We start from the raw sequence: 24,848 nt of genomic DNA, 5'->3' as shown, positions 1-24,848 counted from the left end.
CCCTGCGGAGAACCGCAATGACTGACACAGCAATGTCCCCCGCCGAATTCGAGCAGGCCCTGCGGGCCAAGGGCGCCTACTACCACATCCACCATCCGTACCATGTGGCCATGTACCAGGGCCAGGCGACCCGCGAGCAGATCCAGGGCTGGGTCGCCAACCGCTTCTACTACCAGGTGAATATCCCACTCAAGGACGCGGCGATTCTCGCCAACTGCCCGGATCGGGAAATTCGTCGCGAGTGGATTCAGCGCCTGCTGGACCACGATGGCGCCCCCGGCGAAGACGGTGGCATCGAAGCCTGGTTGCGCCTGGGGCAAGCGGTCGGTCTCGACCCGGACCAGCTGCGCTCGCAAGAGCTGGTGCTGCCGGGCGTGCGTTTCGCCGTCGATGCCTACGTCAACTTCGCCCGCCGCGCCAGCTGGCAGGAGGCCGCCAGCAGCTCGCTGACCGAGCTGTTCGCGCCGCAGATCCACCAGTCGCGTCTCGACAGCTGGCCCCAGCATTACCCATGGATCGACCCGGCTGGCTATGAATACTTCCGCACCCGCCTGGGCCAGGCACGGCGCGATGTCGAGCACGGGCTGGCAATCACCCTGCAGCACTACACCACCCGCGCCGGGCAGGAGCGCATGCTGGAAATTCTCCAGTTCAAACTGGACATCCTTTGGAGCATGCTCGACGCCATGAGCATGGCCTATGAACTCAACCGCCCGCCGTATCACAGCGTCACCACAGAACGGGTCTGGCATAAAGGAATCACCCTATGAGCTTCGATCGCAGCAAGACCCCGACCTGGCGCCCCGGCTACCGCTTCCAGTACGAACCGGCGCAGAAGGGTCATGTACTGCTCTACCCTGAAGGCATGATCAAACTCAACGAGAGCGCCGCGCTGATCGGCGGGTTGATCGACGGCGAACGGGATGTCGCGGCGATCATCCAGGCACTGCAAGTCCAGTTCCCCGACGTGCCCGAACTCGGTGACGACATCGAGCAATTCATGGAGGTCGCCCGTGCACAGCACTGGATCGAACTTGGCTGATTCGCCAGCGCCGATACCGCCCAAACCGGAAGTCGGCCTGCCGCTGTGGCTGCTGGCCGAGCTGACCTACCGCTGCCCGCTGCAATGCCCGTACTGCTCCAACCCGCTGGATTTCGCCGAGCAGGGCAAGGAGCTGAGCACCGAGCAGTGGCTCAAGGTGTTTCGCGAAGCCCGGGAGATGGGCGCCGCGCAGCTGGGCTTTTCCGGTGGCGAACCGCTGGTGCGCCAGGACCTTGCCGAGCTGATCGGCGAGGCGCGCAAGCTGGGCTTCTACACCAACCTGATCACCTCCGGCATCGGCCTGACCGAGCAGAAGATCAGCGACTTCAAGAAGGCCGGGCTCGATCATATCCAGATCAGTTTCCAGGCCAGCGACGAGCAGGTGAACAACCTGCTGGCCGGCTCGAAGAAAGCCTTCGCCCAGAAGCTGGAAATGGCCCGGGCGGTGAAAGCCCACGGCTACCCGATGGTGCTGAACTTCGTCACCCATCGCCACAACATCGATCGGATCGACCGCATCATCGAACTGTGCATCGCCCTGGAAGCCGACTTTGTCGAGCTCGCCACCTGCCAGTTCTACGGCTGGGCCCAGCTCAACCGCGTCGGCCTGCTGCCGACCAAGGAACAACTGGTACGCGCCGAACGCATCACCAACGAATACCGCGCCAGGCTGGAAGCCGAAGGGCATCCGTGCAAACTGATTTTCGTCACCCCGGATTACTACGAGGAACGCCCGAAAGCCTGCATGAACGGCTGGGGCAGCATCTTCCTCACGGTCACGCCGGACGGCACCGCCCTGCCCTGCCACGGCGCCCGGCAGCTGCCCGTGCAGTTCCCCAATGTGCGCGACCACAGCATGCAGCACATCTGGTATGACTCCTTCGGCTTCAACCGCTTCCGCGGCTACGACTGGATGCCCGAGCCATGCCGCTCCTGCGATGAAAAGGAAAAGGACTTCGGTGGCTGCCGCTGCCAGGCCTTCATGCTCACCGGCGACGCCAGCAACGCCGACCCGGTCTGCAGCAAGTCGCACCATCACGGCGCGATCCTCAAGGCCCGCGAAGAAGCCGAGCACGCCACCCAGACCATCGAACAACTGGCCTTCCGTAATGAACGAAACTCGCGCCTCATCGCCAAGGGCTGAATCCTTCAGCGCCGCCAAAGCCGTCGCCGCCGGCATCGATTTCGCCGAGCTGCGACTCGGTGCCAACGGCCTGTTCTGGAACGAATACCGCCCCGAAGACGCCGCCTGCCGGATCTGGCACTGGCGCGACCACCAGGCCCGCTGCCTGACGCCGCAAGGTTTCAGCGTGCGCAGCCGGGTTTATGAATACGGCGGCGGCGCCTTTTGCCTGAGCGATGACGGGCTAGTGTTCGTCAACGAGGCTGATCAGCAGCTCTACCGACAGTCCCTGCAAGGCGAAGCGCCGGTAGCCCTGACCTGCGGCGAGTGCCGTTATGGCGACCTGCAGTTCGCCGCCGGCCAGGTGCTGGCGGTGGAAGAGCACAACAACCGGCATTGCCTGGTGGCCATCGACTCCGGTAGCGGAAAACGCCAGCTGCTGGCCGAAGGGGCGGACTTCTACGCGGCGCCCACCTTGAGCCCGGACGGCCAGCGCCTGGCATGGATCGAATGGGATCGGCCGCATCAGCCCTGGACCTCGACCCGCCTGATGGTCGCCGAGCGCCTGGCCAACGACCGCTGGGATGACCCTCGGTGCCTGGCCGGCGATGGCGAGGAAGAGTCGCTGCAACAACCATGTTTCGATGAAGCCGGGCGGCTGTACTGCCTGACCGACCGCGCCGGCTTCTGGCAACCCTGGGGTGAAACCCCAAGCGGCCTGCAAGCGCTGCCCTGCGCCGCCGCCGATCACGCCCCGGCGCCCTGGCAATTGGGCGGCTGCACCTGGCTGCCGCTGGGCGGCGACAGCTGGCTGGGTACCTGGACGCAAGCCGGTTTTGGCCGCTTGGGGCTGCGCCTGGCCGAGGGTGAGCAACAGGACTTCAGCGGCGACTACAGCCGCTTCCGCAACCTGGCGCTGGATGAACGGTTTATCTACTGCATCGCGGCGTCGCCTGTGAGTCCGTCCGCGGTGATCGCCATTGACCGCCAATCACAGCAGGTCAAGGTCCTGGCTGGCGGCGTGGCGCCTCTGCTGCCCGAGCAGATCAGCCGCCCGCAAACCCTGCGTTACCCCAGCGGCCAGGGCGAGGCCCACGGCTTTTTCTACCCGGCCATGAGCGATGACGACCGGCCGCCGCTGGTGGTGTTCATCCACGGCGGCCCCACCTCAGCCTGTTATCCGATACTCGACCCGCGTATCCAGTACTGGGCGCAACGGGGGTTCGCCGTGGCCGACCTGAACTATCGCGGCAGCACCGGCTATGGCCGCGAGTACCGGCAAGCCCTGCACCTGAGCTGGGGCGAAGTGGATGTGGAGGACGCCTGCGCAGTGGTCGCGTATCTGGCCCGACAAGGCCTGATCGATGGCGACCGGGCGTTCATCCGCGGTGGCAGTGCCGGCGGCTACACCACCCTTTGCGCCCTGGCCTTCGCCGATGTGTTCCGTGCCGGCGCCAGCCTGTATGGCGTCAGCGACCCCGTGGCCCTGGCGCGAGACACCCACAAGTTCGAAGGCGACTACCTTGACTGGCTGATCGGCGACCCCGACCAGGATGCCGAACGCTACAAGGCCCGCACCCCACTGCTGCATGCCGGCAATATCCGCGTGCCAGTGGTTTTCTTCCAGGGTGAACTCGACGCCGTGGTAGTGCCCCAACAGACCCGGGACATGCTCAAGGCGTTACAGGACAACGGCATTACGGCCCAAGCGCACTATTACCCGGACGAGCGCCACGGTTTTCGCAAGGCCGCCAATCAGGCGCACGCCCTGGAACAGGAATGGCTGTTTTATCGGCAGGTAATGGAACAGACGGACGCACCGGAATAATCGGCGTCCAAGGGGAACCAGCCCGCTCCTCTGCGGAGCGGGCGCCAGGCTCAGCGCTTGGCGATGATGTACACCGCATGCACGATGCCCGGGATGTAGCCGCACAGGGTCAGCAGGATATTCAGCCAGAACGCGCCGCCGAACCCCACTTGCAGAAACACGCCCAATGGCGGTAACAGAATGGCGATGATGATGCGGATAAAGTCCATGGGGCAGCTCCTGATAGCAATCGACTCGTATGAGCCTCACCGCTAATCGACCCATGGCGTTCGGCAGGGTTCAATCGATTCTGGCCAAGGGCCAGATCCCCAGGCTGGCCGGTGTCTCAGTGCCGGCTCACGCCAGTATTTCAAGGCCGTGCTTCTGCACGATGCTCAGCAGTTTCAACGCCATGCCGCTCGGGTGCTTCTCGCCAGACTCCCACTGCTTCACCGTGGACGCGCTGGTGTTCAGGTAGCGGGCAAAGACCGGCTGGCTGACGTTACTACGCTCGCGCAGCAGCTTGATCTGCTCCGCCGGAATATTCGCCGGTACTGGCGCGATACATGCCTCATCGAACTGGCGCATGGTGGTTTTGCCGATGGCGCCGATGGCGTGCAGGGCACTGGCCGACTCGTGTATCGATTCAAGGGCTTCAGTCTTGAATGGCTTGCTCATGTCTGATCTCCACAAACGCTTTCATCTCGAGTAGCTGCTGGACCTGCCAGCCATCCAGCCCTTCGTAGGCCTTGGCCAGCGCGCGGAATGCCTGCAGTTCCTGGTGGCTGATATTGCTCTGGTCCTGCTTGGCGAACAGGAATTGGAACACCCAGTAGCGCCGCCCCCTGGCCAGGACGATCGAACGATGGCGGTTGGCGTTCAGGCGTTTTTTCCAGACCCCGCCACCCAGGTCATCAGCCTGGCCTTTGCATAACTCGCTGAATGCGGCCAGCAACTGGTCGTCATGGATCAAGGCTTTTTTAGCCGCAACAGCAAAACCTTTGGTTTTGAACAACCTGATTGTCATGGCTTCCCTTCCCAAAAACATACCACTCAGTGGTATATGTATTCAACCCAGGCTGCCCGGTGGTCTTGCGCCCCAGCAGCCCCCCACCGTCCTGGTGGATGAGCCTAAGGAACCTTGCCTGGATGATGGCCTTCAAGGCCTGATGGTGGTTTTGCAAAAGCCCGAGACAAAAAAACGCCCCGTGCGAAAGATCGGACACGGGGCGATGCGTTATACCGCGAGACGGTTCGGGAATTTCTGTCAGTGCAAGATCGGGAGTGGCGGGACCAGGCCAGGCTTCAAACCACCAGCCCCTTGCGGCATTGCAGCTGCGCGGTGCGTACTCGCGAAAAGGCCCGCGCCAGGCGCAGCAGCATTTCGTCGATGTTGGCCTTGCTCACCGTCAACGCCGGGGTAAAGCGCAGGCAGTCCGGTTGGGTTGCGGCCAGCAACAGACCTTCGTAGCGGGCCGCCTTGACCACGGCCTCGGCCGAGTCGTCGGCCAGGCTCAGGCCCCAGAACAAGCCCTGCCCGCGCAATTCTCCCTGGGCATAACGGTTAGCCAGGCGGGCCAGCCCTTCGCGCAAGTACTGGCCGTTGTCCCGCACATGCTCGAGAAAGCTGTTGTCCAGTACGCTATCGAGCACCGCCAGGCCCGCGGCGGTCATCAGCGCATTGCCATGATGGGTGCCGTTCAGCTCACCCACCTCGAAGCAACAGGCCTTGCCACGCGCCAGCAAGGCCGCCAAGGGCACGCCACCACCGAGACCTTTGCCCAGGGCCACGATGTCGGCGCGCACGCCATAGACTTGTTCGGCCAGCAAGGTGCCGCAGCGGCCGATGCCGGTCTGCACTTCATCCAGGATCAGCAGGATGCCCAGCTCGCGGCACAGGCGCTCGACCCCCTTGAGGTAATGCTCGGTCGCCGGAATCACCCCGGCCTCGCCCTGGATCGGCTCGAGCATGATCGCTACGGTCTGCGCGTCCACTGCGGCATGCAACGCCGGCAGGTCGTTGAAGGGAACATGACTGAAACCCGCCAGCTGTGGCTCGAAGCGATTGGCGATATGGGTGCTTGCCGACGCCGACATTGCCGCGAAGCTACGACCATGACAGCTGCCGCTGGCAGTGATGATCTTCGCGGCCCCACCGCGGTGCAGCTGGCCCCATTTGCGGGCCAGCTTGATCGCCGCCTCGCAGGCTTCGCTGCCACTGCTCAGCAAATAGGCCTGGTCGCTGCCGGTGCTGCGGCACAAACGCTCGCTGAGGTTGAGCATGCCGCGGTTGTAAAAGCCCGAGCCGGGGTTGATCAGTGACTGGGCCTGGGCCGTCAGCGCCTTGACCAGCGCCGACGGGCTATGGCCAAGGCTGTTGGCGGCGTTGCCCTGGACGAAGTCGAGGTAGGCGCGGTCATCGCTGTCCCACAGCCATGAGCCCTGGCCACGTACAAACACTGGGTGGGGTCGCTGGACGCTGGGCATCAGGCACTCACTGGAAAGGTTGTCGCTCATCGGCGACGGGCAGGGCTCGGCCGCCAGATCATCAAGGCTCGCCTGAGGGCGGCGCAGGCTGAACAGGTTCATGCGCTCAACCCCTGCAGTGGCAGGCCCAGCAGGCGCGCGGACCAATCCTCGATCAGGCCGGTGCGCATGCGCTTGATCGCGATGTCGCGCCAACGCGACGCCAGTGCCGGACAGTCCACCAGTTTCTTCAAGCCCGCATGCTCCAGAGGTTCTCGATAAAAACAGCGCAAGGCCCAGGCCACGGTCAACCCCGGGTAACTGCGCTGGATCAGCTCGAAGGGCTGATCGGCACTGACGAAGCCGGGCTTGAGCACTCGGTAGAACCAGCCGCAGCGACCATTGTTTTGCGCCTGTTGCGGCAGGTCGGGGATGCCCCAGCGGTGGCTCAGGCGATAACAGGGCGAACGCGGCTGGCTGACCTGCAGCAGCGCGCCGCCCCAGCGGAACATATCGCCGAGGCAGACCTGCTCCTCGGTCAGGCCGTGGGTAGACAGGTTTTCGCCAAAGGCCGGGGCACACCAGTCGATCTGTGGATAACGCTTGCGCCAGTAGCTGTAGTGTTCGGCGGGGTAATGGTGCAGCGCCCGCTCCGGGCCGGTATGAAAGCGCGGGTCGCCGTGTTCGTCGCTGCCCAGGCCCTGCGGCCATAACCAGAGTCGGTTTGCAACCGGACGTTTGTCCGTATCACTGATCAAACCCTGTCCGAGGTTTTTTGCCTTGCCTATGTAAACACCATCCACGTAAACGGTATTCATCTCGCCTTCTGGCCCTGTAAGCCCTGTGAATAGGGGTTAGACTAGGCCTCTGCGGCCTATCGAGCCATTTCGATTTTCCAGCTTTTTCGATAAGCAGAACTTATGGATTTTAAACAACTGCGTTATTTCGTCGCGGTGTATGAAGAAGGTCACGTGGGACGAGCCGCCGAGCGCCTGTCGATCTCCCAACCCGCGCTCTCGCAACAGATCCGTCAGCTGGAACAGAACCTCGATGTCAGCCTGTTCGAGCGCAGCAGCAAGCGCCTGTTGCCGACCCTGGCAGCCCATACCCTTTACAACCATGCCCTGCCCTTGCTCGACGGCATGCAACGGGCTCGTGAAGCCCTGGGCAACTTCAAGGGCCAGGCCCTGCGTACGCTGGCGATCGGCGTACTGCAAACCGTGCACAGCAGCCTGGTGCCGCAAATGCTTGAGCGGGTGCGCAAGGCCCAGCCACATCTGGTGGTGCAGATCTACGAACTGACCGGCCTGGAAATCGAACGGCGCCTGCTCAATGGCTCATTGGATATCGGCATCAGTTATCTGCCGCCGCGCCAGCCAGGGTTGCACGGTGTGCAGCTCTACGAAGACGAGTTGACCCTGGTGATTCCTGCCGAACATCCCCTGCGCGAATTCAAGAAGGTCTCCATGAGCCAGGCTGCGGAGCTGCCCATGCTGTTGCTGGGCGAGGAGTTCCAGATACGCCAGATCTGGCAGGCGCAACTGGCCAACCTCGGACGCCGGCCGCAAGTGCAGGCGGAGCTGAACAACATGGCGGGGATTCTCGACAGCTTGCCCAACACCCGCCTGGCGACGGTCTTGCCGGGGCGATCGCGGCAGACCCACAGCCATACGGACCTGCTATGGAAACCGCTGAGCGAACCAAGGGTGCCGTTGAAAGTGGGGCTGGTATGTCGTGATGTGCAGCGTCAGCAGGCAACCCTGGAATTGCTGCGAACCTTGCTGGAAGAAGAGATGAGCGGCCCGGATGGGCGGATGACAGGCCCGGCGACGCTGGAAGGGCTGGGTTGAAGCAGCGCAGATAAAAAACGCGGACAAAAGAAAACCCCGCCGAAGCGGGGCTTTGCAGACTGTTTCCCTGACATCCTTTTCACTCCACCATCCTGGCGGAATCCTACGTGTCCGTGTTATTGCTTTGCGCTTCCTGCGCGACGTCCATGTGAAGTAGATTAGCTCTGGATCCAATCTGCCGATATGGGTGATTAGCAGCACGTCATGTAAGAGAATGCTTACATGACGTAGCCATGCTCAGAACTGCGCCGCATCCAGCAGGAACAGTGACTCACTACCCGCCTTCACCGATGCGCTCAGCGAGTGAATACGCGGCAGCAGACGGGCGAAGTAGAAGCGCGCGGTACCCAGCTTGCTGGCGTAGAAATCGTCTTGCGACTCCTTGCCTAGGGCGGCTTTTGCCATCAACGCCCACATGTAGGCGTACGCCGTGTATCCGAATGCTTGCAGGTATTCGACCGAGGCCGCGCCGATTTCGTTCGGATTGGTCTTGGCCCGATCCAGCAGCCAGGCAGTCAGTTCGTCCAGGTTATCCAGTGCGTCGTTCAACGGCTTGGTGAACTCGGCCAGATCGGCGCTGGCGGTCGCGGTGAAATGGCGAATCTCGTCAGCGAACAGCTTGTAGAACGCCCCGCCGCTGCCAACGATCTTGCGCCCGACCAGGTCCAGCGCCTGGATGCCGTTGGTGCCTTCATAGATCTGGGTAATGCGCACATCGCGCACCAGCTGCTCCTGGCCCCATTCACGGATGTAGCCGTGGCCGCCGAAAACCTGCTGGCCGTGAACCGTGGTTTCCAACCCCAGGTCGGTGAGGAAGGCCTTGGCCACCGGCGTCAGCAGGGCCACCAGATCTTCCGCACGCTTACGCACCACCGCGTCTTCGCTGAACTTGGCGGTATCCAGCTGCATGGCCACATAGGTGGAGAACGCGCGGCCACCTTCGTTCGCGGCTTTCATGGTCAGCAACATGCGGCGCACGTCGGGGTGCACGATGATCGGGTCAGCGACCTTGTCCTTGGCTTGCGGGCCGGTCGGCGAACGGCTTTGCAGGCGATCGCGGGCGTATTCCACGGCGTTCTGATAGGAACGCTCACCCGAGGCCAGGCCTTGGATACCAACGCCCAGACGCTCGTAGTTCATCATGGTGAACATTGCCGCCAGGCCCTTGTTCGGCTCACCGACGATGTAACCGACGGCTTCGTCGAAGTTCATCACACAGGTGGCCGAGGCCTGGATACCCATCTTGTGTTCGATCGAACCGCAGTTGGCCGGGTTGCGTGCCCCCAGGCTGCCGTCGGCGTTGACCAGGAACTTCGGCACCAGGAACAACGAAATGCCCTTCGGCCCCGCCGGTGCGTCCGGTAGTTTGGCCAGCACCAGGTGGATGATGTTCTCGGTCAGGTCGTGCTCACCGCCGGTAATGAAGATCTTGGTGCCGCTGACCTTGTAGGAGCCGTCGGCCTGCGGCTCGGCCTTGGTGCGAATGATGCCCAGGTCGGTGCCGGCATGCGGCTCGGTGAGGCACATGGAGCCGGCCCAGACGCCTGCATACATGTTCGGCAGGTAGGCCGCCTTCAATTCTTCGCTGGCGTGGGCATTGATCGACAGGCAGGCGCCCGCGGTCAGCATCGGGTACAGACCAAACGACAGGCTGGCCGAGTTGACCATTTCCTCGACCTGGGCCGATACCGCCTTGGGCATGCCCATGCCGCCATAGGCTGGATCGCCGCCGACGCCGACCCAGCCGCCTTCAGCGTAAGTCTGATAGGCCTGTGGAAAACCTGCTGGCGTGGTCACCGCGCCGTCGCTCCAGTGACAGCCCTCTTCGTCGGCGCCGCGGCTCAGCGGGGCGATACTTTTGCCGGTGACTTTGCCGGCTTCCTCAAGAATCGCTTCGACGGTTTCAGCGTCGACGGTGTCGGCCAGAGCAGGCAGTTCGGCCCAGAGTTTGGCGACCTCGAAAACTTCATTGAGGACGAAGCGCATATCGCGCAGGGGCGCTTTGTAGTCAGCCATGGCAAACCTCGCAAGATCTAAACAAGTGGACCCGAACGGCCCCAGTTACGAAAGCTCGAGTGTACCCGAACAACTTTTGCGACACATAGGGTCAACTCATGACTTTAATGTAATTTTTAGTCACCAAAGGTCGCGAGCAAACACACTCCCACAAATATCTGCAGGAGCAGGCTTGCCCGCGATGGACGATTACATGAAAACCTAGAGCGCAAACAGCTCCGCCGGCAACTTCATCAGGCAGTCACTGCCCGCCTCGATCGCCGCCAGATGGGCCGCGGTACGCGGCAGCAAGCGCTTGAAGTAGAACTCGCAGGTCGCCAGCTTGGCCTGGCAATAATCGGCATCCTCTTCACCGGCGTCGAGCCGGGCCTGGGCCACCAGCGCCATGCGCAGCCACAGGTAGGCGAGGATGATGTAACCGCTGTACATCAGGTAATCCAGCGCCGCGGCGCCGACTTCGTCGGGGTTCTTCATCGCCGCCATCCCGACCTTGGTGGTCAGCGCGCCCCACTGCCGGTTGAGCCCGTCGAGTTGCGTCACATAACCCTTGAGTTGTGGATGCTCGGCATTGGCCGCGCAGAATTTGTGGACGATCTTGGTGAAGCCCATCAGCAACTTGCCCTGGCTGCCGAGCACCTTGCGTCCCAGCAGGTCCAGGGCCTGGATGCCGTTGGTGCCTTCATAGATCGGGGCGATGCGGCAGTCGCGCACCAGTTGCTCCATGCCCCATTCGCGAATGAAGCCATGCCCGCCAAACACCTGCATGCCGTGGTTGGTCACCTCCAGCCCGGTTTCAGTCATGAAGGCCTTGCAGATCGGTGTCAGGAAAGCCAACAGGTTCTCGGCATCCTGGCGCTGGGTTTCATCGGCAGCGAGGTGTGCCACATCCAGCAACTGCACGGTGAAATAGGCCAGGGCGCGATTACCTTCGTTGAAGGCCTTCATGGTCAGCAGCATGCGCCGCACATCGGGGTGGACAATGATCGGGTCGGCGGCTTTGTCCGGCGCCTTCGGCCCGGTCAGGGAGCGCATCTGCAGACGGTCGTTGGCGTATTTGATTGCGCCCTGGAAGCTGGTCTCGCCCAGGCACAGGCCCTGCATTCCGGTACCGAGGCGTGCGTGGTTCATCATGGTGAACATGCAGTTCAGGCCCTTGTTGGCCTCACCGATCAGGAATCCCTTGGCGCCATCGAAGTTGAGCACGCAGGTGGCCGAAGCCTTGATGCCCATCTTGTGTTCGATGGAGCCGCAACTCACCCCATTGCGCTCGGCCGCCTCGCCGTCGGCGTTGGGCAGGAACTTGGGCACGATGAACAGCGAAATGCCCTTGGTGCCCGCCGGCGCATCCGGCAGCTTGGCCAGCACCAGGTGGATGATGTTTTCACTCATGTCGTGCTCGCCGGCCGAGATGAAGATCTTGCTGCCGGAGACCGCATAGCTGCCGTCGGCCTGGGGCACGGCGCGGGTCTTGATGATGCCCAGGTCGGTGCCGCAATGAGCTTCGGTCAGGCACATGGTGCCGGTCCACTGGCCAGCGGTGAGCTTGCTCAGATAGGTCTGCTTCTGCTCTTCGCTGCCATGGGCGTGAATCGCCGACATGGCGCCGTGGGTCAGGCCCGGGTACATGCCCCAGGAAGTGTTGCTGGAGCCGACCATCTCGCTGATCACCAGCCCCAGCGAATGCGGCAGGCCCTGGCCTCCGTAGTTCGGGTCCGCCGCCAGGCCGTGCCAGCCGCCTTCTACATACTGGGCGAAAGCCTGCTTGAAGCCTTTGGGCGTGGTGACCACGCCATTGTCGAAATGGCAGCCCTCTTCATCGCCGGAGCGGTTCAACGGCGCCAGCACGTTTTCACAGAACTTCGCCCCTTCTTCGAGGATCGCGGCCACCATGTCCGGGCTGGCATCGCTGGCCCCCAGGGCGGCGTAGCTGGTGTGAAAGTCGAAGACGTGATCGATCAAAAAGCGCATGTCGCGCAGGGGAGCTTTGTACTCGGGCATGGTCGTTTCTCCGGCAGCAGATCAATCCAACCTACTGCCGCTCATCCGACCTGCCAATTACAGTCCAGACGCTGAATGCGCCGCTATCACTCAACCCGCAGCGGTGTCCATGCGCACCGCGCCACGGCGGTTCTGACCGAAGGCCATGACGCAGTTACGCCCCGCGCCCTTGGCGCTGTACAGCGCCTGGTCGGCAGACTTGAGCACCTCCTCGGGCGAACGGTGCTCCATCTGCCGCTCGGCGACGCCGATACTGACGGTCACCGATACGCTGGATGCCGCGGCCGCACCCCGGCGCTGACGCCCCTGCTGGTCGTCCTGGGGGCGGTTCTCCTGATTGCGCAACTGGATGTTGTAGTTGGCGATGGTCTCGCGAATGACCTCCAGGTGCGGCATGCATTCCTCGAGGGTCTTGCCGGCGAACACCACCGCAAACTCCTCGCCGCCATAACGGTAGGCACGACCGCCGCCGCTGACTTTCGACAGTTTGCTGGCCACCAGGCGCAGCACCTGGTCGCCCACATCGTGGCCGTGGGTGTCGTTGAATTTCTTGAAGTGATCGACATCGCTCATCGCCAGCACGTAGTTGCGACCCAGGCGCTGCATGCGCTCGTTCAAGGCGCGACGCCCCGGCAAGCCGGTCAGTTCGTCGCGGAAGGCCATCTGATAGGCCTCGTGGGCAACGGCCGCGGCGATCATCAGCATCACCTGGCTGCACATGATGTTCAGGGTGAACGGCAGGATGAAGGTCTTGGGCAGCATCCAGAACAGGCCCAGCAGCCCCACCAGCTGCGCCGCATGCAGCGGGCGTGGATTGCGCCAGTACTGGATCGCCAGCAACAGGAAGGCGGCGATAAACACCGGGTACGACAACTGGATCAGACTCATCCAGGCGCCGTGCAGGGCCGGCCAACGGATTTCCGCCAGCCAGGCCAGCAGCGCCTGGGGATAACTCTGCTCCAGGCCCAGCGCCACGCTGCCAAAGGCGAGCAATACGGCAAAGCGCGCCACCATGTCCTGGAACAGGTGGGTACGCTCCTGCCAGGCCGCAAACAGGCCGAACAGCAGCGGCAGCAGCAAGCAGACCAAGTGGAACACCACGGCCGCATCTTCGCGCACCTTGCCGTTGTCGCGGTAATAGTCGGTCTGGGTATCGAGCAGGAAATAGGCGATGTACACCGTGACCATCAGGAACAGTTCACGCTGGCGCCGATACACCGCGCAATAAGCACCGCCGAGCAGCAGCACCAGGGTCGGCAAGACGTTGAACAGCGAGGTGAAGAAGACGTTGAGATCCTTGACGTAGGCAGCCGCGAGCCCCGCAAGCAAGAGTAACAATGACGGTAGAAAATGGCTGAAACGTACAGCAGAAGAACGCGGCAAGGTAAAGCTCCGACGCGGTTAAACAGTAGATGGCACTATGCCTTCACCTGGCATGGTTAAACAGCACAAATGTGATGCATGTCACATTGCCACTTCTGTAACGGCAGGGATCGGCTTCTTCTTAACGTTTTAGTCGGATTATTTTCAGATTCATCCCGCGCACAAAAAAGCCGCTTCTCCCGAAGGAGAAGCGGCCTCTGAAGAGATGCCGGTAGGGCTTAGTAAGCCAGGCCGAAATCTTCTTCTTTCATGTCCATCAGGTTGTTGGCACCCGACAGCATGGCCGCCACGTGAGTGCGGGTACGCGGCAGGATGCGCTGGAAGTAGAAGCGCGCGGTCTGCAGCTTGGCGGTGTAGAACGCCTCTTCGGTGGTGCCGGCAGCCAGCTTCTCGGCAGCCAGGCGTGCCATGTCGGCCCAGAAGTAAGCCAGGCAGGCATAACCGGAATACATCAGGTAATCCACGGACGCGGCACCGACTTCTTCACGATCTTTCATGGCCGCCATACCGACCTTCATGGTCAGCTCGCCCCATTCCTTGTTCAGTGCAGCCAGCGGTGCGACGAACTCTTTGACCGACTCGTTGCCTTCGTTGTTCTGGCAGAACTTGTGGACGATCTTGGTGAAGCCTTTCAGGGCTTCGCCTTGAGTCATCAGCACTTTACGGCCCAGCAAGTCCAGCGCCTGGATGCCGGTGGTGCCTTCGTACAGCATGGAAATGCGGCTGTCGCGAACGTTCTGCTCCATGCCCCACTCGGCGATGAAACCGTGGCCACCGTAGATCTGCACGCCGTGGTTGGCGGATTCGAAACCGACTTCGGTCATGAAGGCCTTGGCGATCGGAGTCATGAAGGCCAGCAGTGCGTCGGCTTTCTTCTTCTCTTCTTCGTCCACGCCGTACTTGACGATGTCGACCTGCTTGGCGGTGAAGTAGACCATGGCCCGGTTGCCTTCGGCGAAAGCCTTCATGGTCAGCAGCATGCGACGTACGTCAGGGTGCACGATGATCGGGTCGGCGGCCTTGTCCGGCGCTTTCGGGCCAGTCAGGGAACGCATTTGCAGACGATCGCGAGCGTATTTCAGGCCGCCCTGGAAACCGATCTCGGCGTGGGCCAGGCCTTGCAGCGCGGTACCCAGGCGAGCGGTGTTCATGAAGGTGAACATGCAGTTCAGGCCTTTGTTCGCCGGGCCGATCAGGAAACCGGTGGCCGCGTCGAAGTTCATCACGCAGGTGGCGTTACCGTGGATCCCCATCTTGTGTTCCAGGGAACCGCAACTCACGGCATTGCGCTGGCCGACAGTGCCATCGGCGTTCGGCAGGAACTTCGGCACGATGAACAGCGAGATACCTTTGGTGCCAGCCGGTGCATCCGGCAGGCGGGCCAGAACGATATGGACGATGTTGTCGGCCATGTCGTGTTCACCGGCCGAGATGAAGATCTTGGTGCCGGTGACTTTGTAGGAACCGTCGGCCTGAGGTTCGGCCTTGGTACGCAGCATGCCCAGGTCGGTGCCGCAGTGCGGTTCGGTCAGGCACATGGTGCCAGTCCACTCGCCGGATACCAGCTTGGTCAGGTAAGCCTCTTGCTGCTCAGGCGTGCCGTGTTCGGAGATGGTGTTCATCGCGCCATGGGACAGGCCTGGGTACATGCCCCACGACCAGTTGGCTTCGCCGACCATTTCGCTGACAGCCAGGCCCAGGGACTCCGGCAGGCCTTGACCGCCATGCTCGACATCGTGAGCCAGGCTTGGCCAGCCGCCTTCGACGAATTGCTTGTAGGCCTCTTTGAAGCCAGTCGGGGTCTTAACGCCAGACTCGCTCCAGGTGCAGCCTTCCAGGTCACCCACACGGTTCAGAGGGGCCAGTACCTGCTCACAAAACTTCGCGCCTTCCTCGAGGATGGCGTCAACCATGTCTGGAGTAGCGTCCTGGCAAGCCGGCAGGCTCTGATAGTGCGCTTCATAGCCGAGCAGTTCGTCACGAACGAAGCGAATATCACGCAAGGGGGCCTTGTAGTCAGGCATAGCGATAAACCTCTGCTGATGTAACCGGGAATGAACGACCGCGTTGATTTATTGTGGCGGTCAAACAGTTGTTTGAAACATACGTTTACGCCCAAACCTTGTCAAGCGCCACGCAAACACCGTTCGTCATCGATCCTCTGCAGGCCTTGCACGCAAAGGCCCACAGCGAATGCCGTGAAATATTCGGAAGCTGAATAGAGTGTAGGAGCTGGCAGGCCAGCAAGACGGAAGATGGGGCTGTGCAGGGTGTTCTTGCGCGGGTCACCCTGCCCGCAAAAATAGGCAGGGCTACCGAAGGAGGGTCAAGCGTAGGTGTCGATCAGCGTACCGAGCACTTCATCGGCGGCCTTGGCGACTTTCACACCCAGCTCCGCCTGAACCTTGCCCATGGCCATCTCGACCATATTGCTGGCCAGGTCCGATTGCTGGCTGCGATCGACAGACCGCAGGCGCTCGACCTGAACCTCGGAAGATTGGCTGGCGACAGAACGTTCGATGGTCGTATTGGCGATCTGGCTGGCGGCCTGATCGACACGATTCTGCCCGGTCTGCACGGTACTCAGGCCGGCGTAGAAAGCGGTATTCCCGGAAATTTCCATGGGAGAATTCGACCCTGCAAGGAATGAACAGCGGCTATTGAACCAGACGCATCAGGAAAAGACCCGTCAAAAACACTAATGGCACAGTGCCTTACCATAGGCAAAATCTAGTCAAGCAGGTCCAGTTGCAGATACTCGGCCACCGCTTCGGCGCTGATCGCCTTCAATCTCGGGACCCGCCCCAGACAAGGTGCTGGCAGGCGCTCCGCCAGCGTGGCGAGGTTCTCCTCGAGCCGCGAAGTCTTCGGCTCGATGATATTGGCCACCCAGCCGGCCAGCTGCAATCCGTCCTGGGCAATCGCCTCGGCCGTCAGCAGCGCATGGTTGATACAGCCCAGACGCACGCCCACCACCAGGATCACCGGCAGATCCAGGGCCATGGCCAGGTCGGACAGGTTGTCCTGATCGGCCAGCGGCACACGCCAGCCGCCGGCCCCTTCGATCAGGGTGAAATCGGCGCCCTTGGCCAGCACCTGGCGCATGGGCGCCAGCAAGGCCTGCACCGTCAACGCCACACCAGCCTCGCGGGCCGCCAGATGGGGAGCGATGGCTGGTTCAAAGGCCAGTGGATTGACCTCATCGTAGGTCAGCGGCAACGAGCATTCAGCCAACAGAGCCAAGGCATCGGCGTTACGCAACCCCTTGGGGGTCAGCTCACAGCCCGAAGCCACCGGCTTCCCGGCCGCGGTGCTCAACCCCGAGAGTCGCGCGGCATGTAGCAAGCCAGCGGCGACGGTAGTCTTGCCAACATCAGTGTCTGTTCCGGTAACGAAATAGGCTCGGCTCATAGCGGCTTCTCCAATACGGCGTAGACCACCTGGTAGGTCGCGGGCAATCCCTGCGCTTGACGGAACTGTTCGTAGGCGTCGATCAGGCCCTTGATCCGCGCACGCCCTGTCAGCCCGCCGGGCCGTCCAGGGTTGAGGTTGTGCGCCCCCAGGGCCTTCAACTCATGGGTCAGACTGCGCACATCCGGGTAGTGCAGCACATGAGGACAGGTTTCCAGGCTCAGCACCCGCAAGCCGCTCGCCGCACACAGCTGTTGATACGTGCTGAACTCACGAAAGCGATTGACATGCACCATGCCGTCGACCTGACGCCAACTGTCGCGCAATTCGTACAGCGTACCGACGCACAGGCTGGCGAACGCCAGCACGCCGCCCGGCTTCAGCACCCGATACGCCTCGCTGAGAACCGAACGGAAATCCGCGCACCACTGCACCGCCAGGCTGGAGAAAATCAGTTCGCAACTCTGCCCTTGCAACGGCAAACGCTCGGCATCGCCAGCAATGAAATACCGCGCCCCGCCCAACGGCCGGGCGTGCTCGAGCATGCCTTCGGCGATGTCCAGCGCCAACCCTTCGCTGGCCTGGAAACGCTCGCCCAGCAGGCGGCTGAAATAACCGGTGCCGCAGCCCATGTCCAGCCAGCGGCCAGGCTCGCGGTCTTGCGGCAGGCGGCCCAGCAACTCGTTACCGACGTCGCGCTGCAGTTGCGCCACGCTGTCATAACTGGACGCCGCGCGGGAAAAGGAAGCCGCCACCTGGCGCTTGTCGGGCAAGCTGCCGGGGGGCTTGGGAAGGGACAGATCAGTCATCACCGGACTCATGCAAAAAAGCCTGGATCGCCCCCGCCACACCGTGGGGATCCTCCAGAAGAAACGCGTGGCTGGCCTGCTCAATCAGGCCAACTTCAACATCGGGCAACAACGCCAGCAGCTCGCCCGCGGCTTCGGCCGGCACCAGGCCGTCGAGCCCGGCGAACAGATGCAACTGCGGTCCACGAAACGCCTGCAAGGCATGGCGGGTATCCAACTGCGCCAACAGCTCCAGGCCGGCCATCAACACCGTGCCCGAGGTATGCGGCGCACCGCCCGACAGCAGGCGCGACAGACCGCGCGGATCTTCGGCGCCCTGGGCACACAACAGGCTGAAGCGCTTGAGGGTGGTGCGTGGGTCGGCGTTACAGCCGGCCAGAAACCCGTCGAAGGTCTCCCCCGGCATTGCGCTTGCCCACTCGGCATGCGCCACGAAACTGGGGTTGCTGGCCAACGTCAGCAGACCGCAGCAGCGCTCGCCACGACGCGACGCCAGCTCGGAAGCCAGCATGCCGCCCAGCGACCAGCCACCGAGCCAGGCATTGTCCGGCACGCTGGCATCCAGTTCGTCGAGCCACTCATTCAGGTCGCTGGACTCCAGCTCCGGCAACGGCTCGATCTCGACCCGCAGGTGTTCGTCGAGCCCCTGCAGCGCCGCCGCCAAGGGCTCCAGCGGCGATACACCGAGGCCCCAACCGGGCAGCAGAATCAGTCGATCACGCATGGCTTGGCTCCGGTCCTGGTTCGCTAAAACAATCCGCCAGTGCATTCAACAATAGCTGGACCTGAGCTTCACTGTGGGCGGCGGACAGGGTCACCCGCAGGCGGGCGCTCCCCGCAGGCACGGTAGGCGGACGAATCGCGGTGACCATCAGGCCGCGCTCGCGCAACATCTGCGACAGGCGAATCGCCCGCGCGCTGTCGCCGATCAGGATCGGCTGGATCGGCGTGAAGCTGTCCATCAGGGTCAGCCCGATCTGCTCGGCGCCCTGGCGGAACTGGCGGATCAGGGTGTTCAGGTGCTCACGCCGCCAGTGCTCGCTGCGCAGCAACTCCAGGCTTTTCAGGGTGGCGCAGGCCAGGGCCGGCGGCTGGCTGGTGGTATAGATGTAGGGACGGGCGAACTGGATCAGGCTTTCGATCAGTTCCTCGCTGCCGGCGACAAAGGCGCCGGCGGTGCCGAACGCCTTGCCGAGGGTGCCCACCAGGACCGGCACATCTTCATGGCTCAAGCCGAAGTGCTCGACGATCCCTGCGCCATTGGCCCCCAGCGGCCCGAAGCCATGGGCGTCGTCGACCATCAGCCAGGCGCCCCTGGCCCGGGTTTCGCGAGCCAGCGCCGGCAGGTCGGCCAGGTCGCCGTCCATGCTGAACACACCATCGGTGACCACCAGGGTATTGCCGGTGGCTTTCTCCAGGCGCTTGGCCAGGCTCTCGGCATCGTTGTGCAGGTAACGGTTAAAGCGCGCGCCGGAGAGCAGGCCGGCATCCAGCAATGACGCGTGGTTGAGGCGGTCTTCCAGCACCGTGTCGCCCTGCCCCACCAGCGCGGTGACCGCGCCGAGATTGGCCATGTAACCGGTGGTGAACAGCAGTGCCCGCGGGCGACCGGTGAACTCGGCCATGGCTTCTTCCAACTGGTGGTGGGGCATGCTGTGGCCGATCACCAGATGCGAGGCACCACCGCCCACGCCCCAGCGGGACGCTCCGGCGCGCCAGGCTTCGATCACTTGCGGGTGATTGGCCAGGCCCAGGTAATCGTTGTTGCAGAAGGCCAGCAACGGCTGGCCGTCGACCACCACTTGCGGCCCTTGCGGGCTTTCCAGCAGTGGGCGCTGACGATAGAGATTTTCGGCACGACGGGCAGCGAGACGCGCGCGGAGATCGAAAGACATGCAGGCCTCGATGATCGGACGATGATTGCCGTAGCCGCTGCCGCAGGCTGCGATCGCCCCGAAGGGGCGCGAGGACCTTGAGTCCGTCGAGGTCCTGCGACCAGCGTGGCCCGGACTATCGCAGCCTGCGGCAGCGGCTACACAGAGAGATGCTTAAACCGCGGCGTTGTAGAACTGCTCGCTGCTCTTCTGCTCCACCAGCGCCTGCTCGATGGCGGCCTGGTGCACCTCGTCGGCGTGCTCTTCGCGGGCTTCCGGCTGGATGCCCAGGCGCGCGAACAGTTGCATGTCCTTGTCGGCCTGCGGGTTGGCAGTGGTCAGCAGTTTCTCGCCGTAGAAAATCGAGTTGGCGCCGGCGAAGAACGCCAGGGCCTGCATCTGCTCGTTCATCGCTTCGCGGCCGGCGGACAGGCGCACATGGGATTTCGGCATCAGGATGCGGGCCACAGCGAGCATGCGGATGAAGTCGAACGGGTCGACGTCCTCGGAGTTTTCCAGCGGCGTGCCGGCCACTTTCACCAGCATGTTGATCGGCACCGATTCCGGGTGCTCCGGCAGGTTGGCCAACTGGATCAGCAGGCCGGCGCGGTCATCGAGGGATTCGCCCATGCCGAGGATGCCGCCGGAGCAGATCTTCATCCCGGCATCGCGCACGTAGGCCAGGGTCTGCAGGCGCTCGCTGTAGGTGCGGGTGGTGATGATGCTGCCGTAGAACTCCGGCGAGGTATCGAGGTTGTGGTTGTAGTAGTCCAGGCCGGCCTTCGCCAGCGCTTCGGTCTGGTCCTGGTCCAGGCGACCGAGGGTCATGCAGGTTTCCAGGCCCATGGCCTTCACGCCCTTGACCATTTCCAGCACGTACGGCATGTCTTTGGCCGACGGGTGTTTCCAGGCCGCGCCCATGCAGAAACGGGTCGAACCTATGGCCTTGGCGCGCGCGGCCTCTTCGAGGACCTTTTGCACTTCCATCAGCTTTTCTTTTTCCAGGCCGGTGTTGTAGTGACCGGACTGCGGACAATATTTGCAATCTTCCGGGCAGGCGCCGGTCTTGATCGACAACAGGGTGGAAACCTGGACGCGGTTAGCGTCGAAATGCGCGCGGTGCACCGTCTGCGCCTGGAACAGCAAGTCATTGAACGGCTGGACGAAGAGGGCTTTGACTTCAGCCAAAGTCCAGTCATGACGCAGATTGGCGGTGGTGCTGGCGCTCATGGGCGATTCCTTGATTATGCTTGGCAAGCGGCTGCGGGAAGGCAATACCCACAGCCGCGACACGGATGTTGGGCATATTTAAGGAAGCGCCATGCGGTGTCAACCACATTACCAAGGACCGGTTTACATCTGGTTAAAAAACAAACAAACCTGTTTACTCTGCGACGAACCGACCGACACGCCCCAAGCCATTTGCACCGCCTGCGAAACCGAACTGCCGTGGCTCGGCGATCATTGCCAGGTCTGCGCCCTGCCCCTGCCCGCAGCCGGCCTGACCTGCGGCCAGTGCCTCAAGCGACCGCCCGCCTTCGCCCAGGTGGTGGCGCCCTGGCGTTATGGCTTTCCGGTCGACAGCCTGGTCAGCCGTTTCAAGCACAACGGCAAATGGCCCTTTGGCCGTCTTTTGGCCGAACTTCTCGCGCAATCGCTGCAACATCGCTTTGCCGAGGACCTGGCGCAACCCGACGCCCTGCTACCGGTGCCCCTGGCCCGCAAGCGCCTGCGCCAGCGCGGCTATAACCAGGCGGCGATGCTCGCGCGCTGGCTGGGCGAGATCCTGCAAATCCCCTGTGACGAAACCTCGTTGCAGCGCACCCAGGACACGCCATCGCAGCAGGGCCTGGATGCCAGGGCGCGGCAACGCAACTTGCACCACGCCTTCGCCCTGCTGCCCGAGGCGGTGGTCCATGGCCGGCACCTGGCGCTGGTGGACGACGTGCTCACCACCGGCGCGACCGCCCACGCCCTGGCGCGGCTGCTGCTCAAGGCCGGGGCGCGGCGGGTCGATGTCTATTGCCTGGCACGCACGCCAAAACCCGGCGAGCCCGACTGAACTTGACTCTCGCCCCTCAAGCCGCAAACTCCCTTTCCATTCCCAGCGTTCAAAGCGTTCAGCCATGCCCTTGCCCACCTTGTTGACCCAGCACATCGCCCGTCGCCCGCAGCGCATTGCCCTGCTGCAGCACATCGCCGAACAGGGCTCGATCACCCGTGCCGCGAAAAGCGCCGGCCTGAGTTACAAGGCGGCCTGGGACGCCATCGACGAATTGAACAACCTGGCGCAAAAGCCTCTGGTCGAACGCAGTGTCGGTGGCAAAGGCGGCGGTGGCGCCAGGCTCTCCGTCGAAGGCGAACGGGTGCTACGCCTCTACCAGCGCTTGCAGACCTTGCAGGCCCAGGTGCTGGAAGCCGCCGAAGACGCCGCCGACCTCGATCTGCTGGGGCGCCTGATGCTCCGCACCAGCGCCCGCAACCAGTTGCACGGCACGGTGCTGGCGATCGAAGCGCAGGGGCGCAACGATCTGATACGACTGGCGCTCGCAGAAGACCTGGTGATCCAGGCGCAAATCACCCATGACAGCACCCTGCACCTGGAACTGGAGCCCGGCACAGGCGTCGTGGCGTTGATCAAGGCCGGCTGGCTGGAATTGCTGGCCATCGATCAACCCGCAACACCCGGACACAATTGCCTGCAGGGCACCCTGGAAACGATCCTCGACGCCGAAGACGGCCCCAGCGAAATCAGAATCGCCCTGCCCAGCGGCCAGACGCTGTGCGCCCTGGCCGAACCGCTGCACCTGCGACACCTTGGCTTGAGCGCCGGCCAGCCGGTACGGGTGCAGTTCTCGCCATCCAATGTGCTGCTCGGCACGCCGCTGTAACCAGACTTATCACGGCTCTGTAGCCGCTGCCGCAGGCTGCGATAAGGTCGCAGGACCTTGATTGACTCAAGCTCCCTGCGAGCCTTCGGCTCGATCGCAGCCTTCGGCAGCGGCTACACAAGCGGCGGAATGCTTGCGTCACTGCAATATGTTCGTCATCGACGCTGATTAAGGTGGCTGCAAAATCCCGCAGGAGCCTGTGATGAGCCTATTAGAAGAAGACCAACCTACCGACCTCGAAAAGATGGTCGGCCTCAGCCGCCGTGGTTTCATCAGCGCCGGGGCCCTGTGCGGCGCGGCCATGTTCCTCGGTGGCAACCTGCTGAGCCGCAGCGTGCTGGCCGCCAGCGTCAGCGCCGGTTCCAGCAAGCTGCTGGGCTTTGAAGGCATTGCCGCCGCCACCAGCGACACCATCACCCTGCCGCCAGGCTACAAGTCTTCGGTGCTGATCAGCTGGGGCCAGCCCCTACAGAAGAACGGCCCGGCCTTCGACCCGAGCGGCAATGGCACCGCCGCGGCCCAGGAGGTCCAGTTCGGTGACAACAACGACGGCATGAGCCTGTTCGCCTTCCCGGACGACAAGAATCGCGCACTGATGGCGATCAACAACGAATACACCAACTACCGCTACCTCTACCCCCACGGCGGCATGCCGCAGTCGGCGGAAGACGTGCGCAAGGCCCTGGCCAGCGAAGGCGTGTCGGTGATCGAAGTGCAGCGCCGCAGCGGCCAATGGCAGTTCGTCCAGGGCTCGCGCTACAACCGGCGCATCCATGGCAACGCGCCGATTCGCCTGAGCGGCCCGGCCGCTGGCCACGCGCTGATGAAAACCAGCGCCGACAAGAGCGGCCGCAAAGTCCTCGGCACCTTCCAGAACTGCGCCAACGGCAAGACGCCATGGGGCACCTACCTGACCTGTGAAGAGAACTTCACCGACTGCTTCGGCAGCAGCAACGCCCAACAGACGTTCGATGCCGCGCAGAAACGCTATGGCGCCTCGGCGAGCAGCCGCGACATCAACTGGCATCAGTTCGACCCGCGCTTCGACCTGGCGAAAAACCCCAACGAGCTCAACCGTCACGGCTGGGTCGTGGAGATCGACCCGTTCGACCCGCAGTCCAAGCCGATCAAGCGCACCGCCCTGGGCCGCTTCAAGCATGAAAACGCCGCCCTGGCCGAAACCCGCGACGGACGCGCCGTGGTCTACATGGGCGACGACGAGCGTGGCGAGTTCATCTACAAGTTCGTCAGCCGCGACCGCATCAACCACCGCAACCCCAAGGCCAACCGCGACCTGCTGGACCACGGCACCCTGTACGTGGCGATCTTCGACAATGGCGACGGCAACCCGGACCACCCGAAAGGCAAGGGCAAATGGGTCGAGCTGAGCCATGGCAAGAACGGCATCGACGCCAGCAGCGGTTTCGCCGACCAGGCCGAAGTGCTGATCCACGCCCGCCTCGCGGCCAGTGTGGTCAAGGCCACGCGCATGGACCGTCCGGAATGGATCGTGGTCAGCCCGAAGGACGGCCAGGTCTACTGCACCCTGACCAACAACTCCAAACGTGGCGAAGACGGCCAGCCTGTGGGCGGCCCGAACCCGCGGGAGAAAAACGTCTACGGGCAGATCCTGCGCTGGCAGACCGCCCGCGGCGACCACGGCTCGATGGACTTCACCTGGGACCTGTTCGTGGTCGCCGGCAACCCGGCCGTGCATGCCGGCCAGCCCAAAGGCGGCTCGTCGAACATCACCCCGCAGAACATGTTCAACAGCCCCGACGGCCTGGGTTTCGACAAGGCCGGCCGGTTGTGGATCCTCACCGACGGCGACTCCAGCAATACCGGCGACTTCGCCGGCATGGGCAACAATCAGATGCTCTGCGCCGACCCGGACACCGGTGAAATCCGTCGTTTCATGGTCGGGCCGGTGGGCTGCGAAGTCACCGGCATCACCTTCTCGCCGGATCAGCGGAGCCTGTTCGTGGGCATCCAGCATCCGGGCGAGAACGGCGGTTCGACCTTCCCCGAGCACCTGCCCAACGGCAAGCCGCGTTCCTCGGTAATGGTGATCACTCGGGAAGACGGCGGCATCGTCGGCGCCTGATCCACTGCTTCGCGAGCAAGCCTTGCCCCTACACATGTCTGTAGGGGCAAGGCTTGCTCGCGATAGCGCCCTCA

23 protein-coding genes are annotated in these 24,848 nt (G+C 63.0%); 8 read left to right on the top strand and 15 right to left on the bottom strand.

Annotated features, from left to right (window positions below):
- The first annotated feature begins 17 nt into the window (after nucleotides 1–17).
- From pqqC to BMY68_RS17685, 4 genes are read left to right on the top strand one after another with little or no spacing between them, the layout of a single operon-like run.
- A complete protein-coding gene (gene pqqC, locus BMY68_RS17700) occupies nucleotides 18–770 on the top strand; it encodes a pyrroloquinoline-quinone synthase PqqC (protein ID WP_085533120.1) in 753 nt (250 codons plus the stop codon).
- Nucleotides 767–1,042 (top strand): pyrroloquinoline quinone biosynthesis peptide chaperone PqqD, encoded by a 276-nt coding sequence (gene pqqD, locus BMY68_RS17695; protein WP_009045900.1) that lies wholly within the window; start codon nucleotides 767–769, stop codon nucleotides 1,040–1,042. Before pqqC ends, pqqD begins: the two co-directional genes overlap by 4 nt.
- Nucleotides 1,014–2,186 carry a pyrroloquinoline quinone biosynthesis protein PqqE gene (pqqE, locus tag BMY68_RS17690; RefSeq protein WP_085533118.1) on the top strand — a complete coding sequence of 391 codons (1,173 nt, stop codon included), beginning with the start codon at nucleotides 1,014–1,016 and terminating at the stop codon, nucleotides 2,184–2,186. The genes pqqD and pqqE overlap by 29 nt, the downstream gene beginning before the upstream one ends.
- Nucleotides 2,152–3,993, top strand: a complete 1,842-nt coding sequence (locus tag BMY68_RS17685) for a S9 family peptidase (protein ID WP_085533116.1) — start codon at nucleotides 2,152–2,154, stop codon at nucleotides 3,991–3,993. The genes pqqE and BMY68_RS17685 overlap by 35 nt, the downstream gene beginning before the upstream one ends.
- 50 nt (nucleotides 3,994–4,043) lie before the next feature.
- Here the strand turns inward: BMY68_RS17685 and BMY68_RS17680 are convergent, their stop codons facing one another.
- From BMY68_RS17680 to BMY68_RS17660, 5 genes are all read right to left on the bottom strand, one after another.
- Nucleotides 4,044–4,202, bottom strand: a complete 159-nt coding sequence (locus tag BMY68_RS17680) for a YqaE/Pmp3 family membrane protein (RefSeq protein ID WP_003228885.1) — start codon at nucleotides 4,200–4,202, stop codon at nucleotides 4,044–4,046.
- Between the two features lie 127 nt (nucleotides 4,203–4,329).
- On the bottom strand, nucleotides 4,330–4,650 hold the full coding sequence (locus BMY68_RS17675) for a helix-turn-helix domain-containing protein (RefSeq protein WP_007926083.1): 321 nt from the start codon (nucleotides 4,648–4,650) through the stop codon (nucleotides 4,330–4,332).
- Complete coding sequence (locus tag BMY68_RS17670; RefSeq protein ID WP_053262890.1) at nucleotides 4,628–4,999, bottom strand: type II toxin-antitoxin system RelE/ParE family toxin; 372 nt, start codon at nucleotides 4,997–4,999, stop codon at nucleotides 4,628–4,630. The genes BMY68_RS17675 and BMY68_RS17670 overlap by 23 nt, the downstream gene beginning before the upstream one ends.
- 278 nt (nucleotides 5,000–5,277) lie before the next feature.
- Nucleotides 5,278–6,561 carry an aspartate aminotransferase family protein gene (locus tag BMY68_RS17665; RefSeq protein ID WP_085533114.1) on the bottom strand — a complete coding sequence of 428 codons (1,284 nt, stop codon included), beginning with the start codon at nucleotides 6,559–6,561 and terminating at the stop codon, nucleotides 5,278–5,280.
- Entirely contained in the window at nucleotides 6,558–7,256 is a 699-nt protein-coding gene (locus BMY68_RS17660; RefSeq protein ID WP_007926077.1) for an MOSC domain-containing protein, read from the bottom strand. Before BMY68_RS17660 ends, BMY68_RS17665 begins: the two co-directional genes overlap by 4 nt.
- A 102-nt stretch (nucleotides 7,257–7,358) precedes the next feature.
- Between BMY68_RS17660 and BMY68_RS17655 the strand changes: the two genes are divergently transcribed.
- A complete protein-coding gene (locus BMY68_RS17655; protein ID WP_009045905.1) occupies nucleotides 7,359–8,288 on the top strand; it encodes a LysR family transcriptional regulator in 930 nt (309 codons plus the stop codon).
- A 237-nt stretch (nucleotides 8,289–8,525) separates the two neighbouring features.
- Here BMY68_RS17655 and BMY68_RS17650 read toward each other — a convergent pair whose 3' ends face one another.
- From BMY68_RS17650 to bioB, 10 genes are all read right to left on the bottom strand, one after another.
- Nucleotides 8,526–10,304 (bottom strand): acyl-CoA dehydrogenase C-terminal domain-containing protein, encoded by a 1,779-nt coding sequence (locus tag BMY68_RS17650; RefSeq protein WP_085533112.1) that lies wholly within the window; start codon nucleotides 10,302–10,304, stop codon nucleotides 8,526–8,528.
- A gap of 201 nt (nucleotides 10,305–10,505) precedes the next feature.
- Nucleotides 10,506–12,302, bottom strand: coding sequence for an acyl-CoA dehydrogenase C-terminal domain-containing protein (locus tag BMY68_RS17645; RefSeq protein WP_085533110.1), 1,797 nt, complete (start codon nucleotides 12,300–12,302; stop codon nucleotides 10,506–10,508).
- Between the two features lie 90 nt (nucleotides 12,303–12,392).
- Entirely contained in the window at nucleotides 12,393–13,685 is a 1,293-nt protein-coding gene (locus tag BMY68_RS17640) for a GGDEF domain-containing protein (protein ID WP_009045908.1), read from the bottom strand.
- 218 nt (nucleotides 13,686–13,903) lie between these two features.
- On the bottom strand, nucleotides 13,904–15,709 hold the full coding sequence (locus BMY68_RS17635; protein WP_009045909.1) for a phenylacyl-CoA dehydrogenase: 1,806 nt from the start codon (nucleotides 15,707–15,709) through the stop codon (nucleotides 13,904–13,906).
- Between the two features lie 302 nt (nucleotides 15,710–16,011).
- On the bottom strand, nucleotides 16,012–16,308 hold the full coding sequence (locus BMY68_RS17630) for a hypothetical protein (protein ID WP_007926068.1): 297 nt from the start codon (nucleotides 16,306–16,308) through the stop codon (nucleotides 16,012–16,014).
- 107 nt (nucleotides 16,309–16,415) lie between these two features.
- A complete protein-coding gene (gene bioD, locus BMY68_RS17625) occupies nucleotides 16,416–17,096 on the bottom strand; it encodes a dethiobiotin synthase (RefSeq protein WP_062824413.1) in 681 nt (226 codons plus the stop codon).
- A complete protein-coding gene (gene bioC, locus BMY68_RS17620) occupies nucleotides 17,093–17,905 on the bottom strand; it encodes a malonyl-ACP O-methyltransferase BioC (protein WP_085533108.1) in 813 nt (270 codons plus the stop codon). The genes bioD and bioC overlap by 4 nt, the downstream gene beginning before the upstream one ends.
- The gene (locus tag BMY68_RS17615; RefSeq protein ID WP_085533106.1) at nucleotides 17,898–18,629 is read right to left on the bottom strand and encodes an alpha/beta fold hydrolase; all 732 of its coding nucleotides are present in this window, start codon (nucleotides 18,627–18,629) and stop codon (nucleotides 17,898–17,900) included. The genes bioC and BMY68_RS17615 overlap by 8 nt, the downstream gene beginning before the upstream one ends.
- Nucleotides 18,622–19,800 carry an 8-amino-7-oxononanoate synthase gene (gene bioF / locus BMY68_RS17610; protein WP_085533104.1) on the bottom strand — a complete coding sequence of 393 codons (1,179 nt, stop codon included), beginning with the start codon at nucleotides 19,798–19,800 and terminating at the stop codon, nucleotides 18,622–18,624. Before bioF ends, BMY68_RS17615 begins: the two co-directional genes overlap by 8 nt.
- Before the next feature lie 153 nt (nucleotides 19,801–19,953).
- Nucleotides 19,954–21,009 (bottom strand): biotin synthase BioB, encoded by a 1,056-nt coding sequence (bioB, locus tag BMY68_RS17605; protein WP_007926062.1) that lies wholly within the window; start codon nucleotides 21,007–21,009, stop codon nucleotides 19,954–19,956.
- A 91-nt stretch (nucleotides 21,010–21,100) separates the two neighbouring features.
- On the opposite strand from bioB, the gene BMY68_RS17600 reads away from it, so the two are divergent.
- The 3 genes from BMY68_RS17600 to BMY68_RS17590 all read left to right on the top strand — a co-directional run bounded on the left by BMY68_RS17600 (nucleotide 21,101) and on the right by BMY68_RS17590 (nucleotide 24,774).
- Nucleotides 21,101–21,841, top strand: coding sequence for a ComF family protein (locus tag BMY68_RS17600; RefSeq protein ID WP_085533102.1), 741 nt, complete (start codon nucleotides 21,101–21,103; stop codon nucleotides 21,839–21,841).
- A gap of 64 nt (nucleotides 21,842–21,905) precedes the next feature.
- Nucleotides 21,906–22,670: a TOBE domain-containing protein gene (locus BMY68_RS17595; protein ID WP_085533100.1), complete on the top strand. Its 765-nt coding sequence runs from the start codon at nucleotides 21,906–21,908 to the stop codon at nucleotides 22,668–22,670.
- Between the two features lie 202 nt (nucleotides 22,671–22,872).
- Nucleotides 22,873–24,774 carry a PhoX family protein gene (locus BMY68_RS17590; protein WP_085533098.1) on the top strand — a complete coding sequence of 634 codons (1,902 nt, stop codon included), beginning with the start codon at nucleotides 22,873–22,875 and terminating at the stop codon, nucleotides 24,772–24,774.
- The last annotated feature ends 74 nt before the right edge of the window (nucleotides 24,775–24,848 follow it).

Source organism: Pseudomonas sp. NFACC41-3, assembly GCF_900109505.1.
GTDB classification, from domain to species: domain Bacteria; phylum Pseudomonadota; class Gammaproteobacteria; order Pseudomonadales; family Pseudomonadaceae; genus Aquipseudomonas; species Aquipseudomonas chlororaphis.
This window is presented reverse-complemented; position numbering and strand designations above follow the sequence as displayed.